Below are 3,379 nucleotides of genomic sequence, written 5' to 3'. Positions count from 1 at the left end.
TCAACACTCCCCTTAGGCAAAAATTCCCATAGCATTTTATTACGATAATACCCTACTACTTGCATCAAGGCTATTTGTTAAAGGATTAATTCGTATAAATCCTATATGATTTAAATGTTCTATAATATCATATTTTAACTCTTCATCCGGTGCTAGGCTTGATATTGAAGCTCCTTCTAAATAGGGTTTTATAAACTCTAAATCTTTAGTAGCAGAATGTTCTGCTACAGAAATTAAATATACAGCATCCTTTAAGGTTAATTCGTTTGGTGCAGGAATATCGATATTAACGGGCAAAAACGCTTGCATTAACACATTTCTTTTATTTTCTTCTTCAACTTGTTCTTTCTGTGTTCTAATTTCTTTACAATTAGAACAATAAGAGTAAGTGTGGTCTCGATGATCACATACAGGGCAAAATTTTTCAAAATATACTACATTATAATTCCTATGACTTCTACCATCTAATTTACTTACTAGGTTTATATCCGGACAATATTTATAAAATAATTCATTATGAACTACAGGCGGAAAAAGTTTAATTAACATGCTAGGATATACATTAATCTCAAATTCTTCTAGTAAATCCGGTATTTTTTTGTAATTATAATAACGTTTTATTAAATCTTTGATTTGTTCTTCTGTTAAATGTGATAAATCTTTATGAGCCATAACTTAATATAAATTAATTGATTATTAGGTATATAATTGTAACTTATAAAATTATGGCTATAATAGAGAAAGTAATATAAATATACAACTATTCTTATTATAAAAGTAAAAATAGAAATTAAAAGACTATAAATATGGGGTAATTAGTAGAAGAGTCGGTTTAGACTTTTGTTTTTCTTCCATAATATATTAAATAGATTTATAAATATAAAAATTATAAAAGATGCTAATACATAATAACAAAAGAAATATCATTATGGCGGAGAGAGGGGGATTCGAACCCCCGACACGTTGCCGTGAACACGCTTTCCAGGCGTGCGCCTTAAACCACTCGGCCATCTCTCCAAAATTTTTAGCATTGACTGTATGGCTTCCTATGTTATTCTCACAAGGTATTTGCGTGGATCAATTTCACCTATGTCGTCATCCCGTGGCTTGACCACGGGATCCAGTTAAAAATATTAAAATATTAGTATTTTTTATTGTTTTTTTGATACCGTGGTCAAGCCACGGGATGACACCGAATGCGTTTTTCGATCCATGCAACAATACCACTCGCAATGACAACTCGGTATCCATGCGGGTAAATGCTAAGACTTATTCTTAGAAAAAATATTATTAGCTTCTTCTAGCTCGTTTTTAGTATTAACACCAACAATTAAATCATGATCAGTAGACAATAAATATGAAACTTTTTCACCATGATTTTTACATATTTTTACTATTTCAGTTAAATAAACTTCCTTATTACCGTTAGTATTAGTAGCAAATAAAGGTAAGTATTTATTTAAAATTCCGCTACTGAAAGCCATAATACCTGAATTACAAAGTTTTATATTTTTCTCTTCTTCACTTGCGTTTTTATGTTCGATTATCTCTAAGAATTCACCATTTTTATCAGTAGCTATCCTTCCATATTGAGCCGGATTTGCTCTTTCAAAGCTTAAAGTAACTAATGCAGAATTAGTAAGGCTTAAGTAAGCTATTAATTCATGCATAAGTTTTGGAGTAATAAGAGGATGATCACCATATAAAACTAATATTGTTTTATTTTTATCAATTAAATCTATTGCTGCATAAGTAGCATGAGCTGTGCCTTTAGGTTCTTCTTGCAGTATAAAGCAACACATATTTTCATAGGGCGTTAAATGTTTTTTAAGTTCTTCTGAATAAACTATAATTACATCATTTGTGACGTTAAGCGAATTCTTTAATACCGTTTCAAGCATTGGAACTACGCCGACTTTATGCATTACTTTCGGTAAATCGGACTCCATTCTAGTACCTTTACCGGCTGCTAAAATAATTATTTGATAATTTGCATTGTTATAAGTCATTGTTCTCCTTGTATTATTTCGTAAACATCATCAGATAATTCATAATTCCCGAAAACTCTTTGCACATCATCACTTTCTTCTAAAATTTCCACAAGCTTTAGTAATTTTTCAGCTTTTTCCTTATCATCTATAATTATTGTATTTAATGGAATCCAGCCTATATAAGAGTCTTCAGGTATACCGTATTTGTCGGTTAAAAATTCTAGAACTTTAGAAAAATTTTCAATATCCGTATAGATTGTATGGAATATTTCATCAGATACGATATCATCCCCTCCGGCTTCTATAGCTGCCTCAAAAATATCTTCATTCGATGCTATGTTTGTTGGATACTGGATAACTCCGCAATGTTTGAATAAATAATTAACGCTACCTGTTTCACCTAAGCTGCCACCATATTTGGTAAAACCGGCACGCACTTCGGCAGCAGTACGGTTTTTATTATCGCTTAAAGCTTCAACTATTATAGCAACACCATTCGGTGCATAACCTTCATATCTAATTTCCGTATAATTTTCGGTATTAGTATCGTCAGCACTATTAATAGCTTTGTCTATTCTTTCTTTTGGGAGATTTTGACTGCGTGCGGCGGTTAAAGCGTTTCTAAGACGCGGGTTATTTTCAGAGATATTAGAAGAGCCAGTTTTAACTGCAGTAACTATTTCACGAATTAATTTAGTAAAAACTTTTGCTCTTTTTTTATCTTGAGCCCCTTTACGATGCTGAATATTTTTAAACTTTGAGTGACCGGCCATATTATATCTAGAAACAATTAACCTTGTTTTGCTTTAAATCTTTTATTCTTTTTATTTATCACAAAAATTTTGCCTCTTCTTTTTACGATCTGACAATCTTTATCACGTTTTTTTAACGATTTTAATGAGCTAACAACTTTCATAAATATCTACTTATCACATTTAATTTGGACTGATAATAAACATTTTTATTTAATCAGTCAATTAACAATTTAAATAAAGCATTTTTAAAAAAAATATCATGTTTCGTGGTTTTTTATTGACATATATTAACAAAATAATGTATTATATGTTTATAAAAATTAAGGAATACCGTATTTTATGGTATATAAATTTAACCAATAATTTATAAAAAGGTCAAATTATGAATAAATATTCGCCGTATGATTTTAATCAAGCAACTATAAGTGAAATGAAATCAAACAAAATGGAAGAGAATGGAGTTTAGACAAACCATATTATGATGAATTTCTTGTTGAATTACCGAAATTAGTTCAAAAATTTGATCTATCTGAGATAATTACAAAAGTAGATTATCCAGGTAAACATGTATCCATATTTAATGCAGTAGGGGAGCTAGCATCCTATGCTCAGCTTGCTAAATGTGAGTGTTGA

The 3,379-nt window shown here is 30.3% G+C and carries 5 protein-coding genes, 1 tRNA gene and 1 pseudogene; 1 reads left to right on the top strand and 6 read right to left on the bottom strand.

Annotation, left to right across the window (positions count from 1 at the left end):
* Positions 1-39: 39 nt before the first annotated feature.
* The 6 genes from SB78_RS11135 to ykgO form a co-directional block, all read right to left on the bottom strand.
* Positions 40-672 (bottom strand): hypothetical protein, encoded by a 633-nt coding sequence (locus SB78_RS11135; protein WP_066027632.1) that lies wholly within the window; start codon positions 670-672, stop codon positions 40-42.
* A 257-nt stretch (positions 673-929) separates the two neighbouring features.
* Positions 930-1,017 (bottom strand) — tRNA-Ser (locus tag SB78_RS05560).
* Positions 1,018-1,095: 78 nt separating this feature from the next.
* A complete protein-coding gene (locus SB78_RS11130; protein ID WP_241773784.1) occupies positions 1,096-1,239 on the bottom strand; it encodes a hypothetical protein in 144 nt (47 codons plus the stop codon).
* A gap of 23 nt (positions 1,240-1,262) precedes the next feature.
* The gene (locus tag SB78_RS05555; RefSeq protein ID WP_041079214.1) at positions 1,263-2,009 is read right to left on the bottom strand and encodes a sugar phosphate nucleotidyltransferase; all 747 of its coding nucleotides are present in this window, start codon (positions 2,007-2,009) and stop codon (positions 1,263-1,265) included.
* A complete protein-coding gene (locus SB78_RS05550; protein WP_041079212.1) occupies positions 2,006-2,764 on the bottom strand; it encodes a YebC/PmpR family DNA-binding transcriptional regulator in 759 nt (252 codons plus the stop codon). The genes SB78_RS05555 and SB78_RS05550 overlap by 4 nt, the downstream gene beginning before the upstream one ends.
* A gap of 17 nt (positions 2,765-2,781) precedes the next feature.
* Positions 2,782-2,907 carry a type B 50S ribosomal protein L36 gene (gene ykgO, locus SB78_RS05545; protein WP_004998227.1) on the bottom strand — a complete coding sequence of 42 codons (126 nt, stop codon included), beginning with the start codon at positions 2,905-2,907 and terminating at the stop codon, positions 2,782-2,784.
* 221 nt (positions 2,908-3,128) lie between these two features.
* Between ykgO and SB78_RS11800 the strand changes: the two are divergent.
* Positions 3,129-3,379: pseudogene (locus SB78_RS11800) on the top strand (dihydrolipoamide dehydrogenase).

Source organism: Rickettsia asembonensis, assembly GCF_000828125.2.
GTDB lineage: Bacteria > Pseudomonadota > Alphaproteobacteria > Rickettsiales > Rickettsiaceae > Rickettsia > Rickettsia asembonensis.
This window is presented reverse-complemented; position numbering and strand designations above follow the sequence as displayed.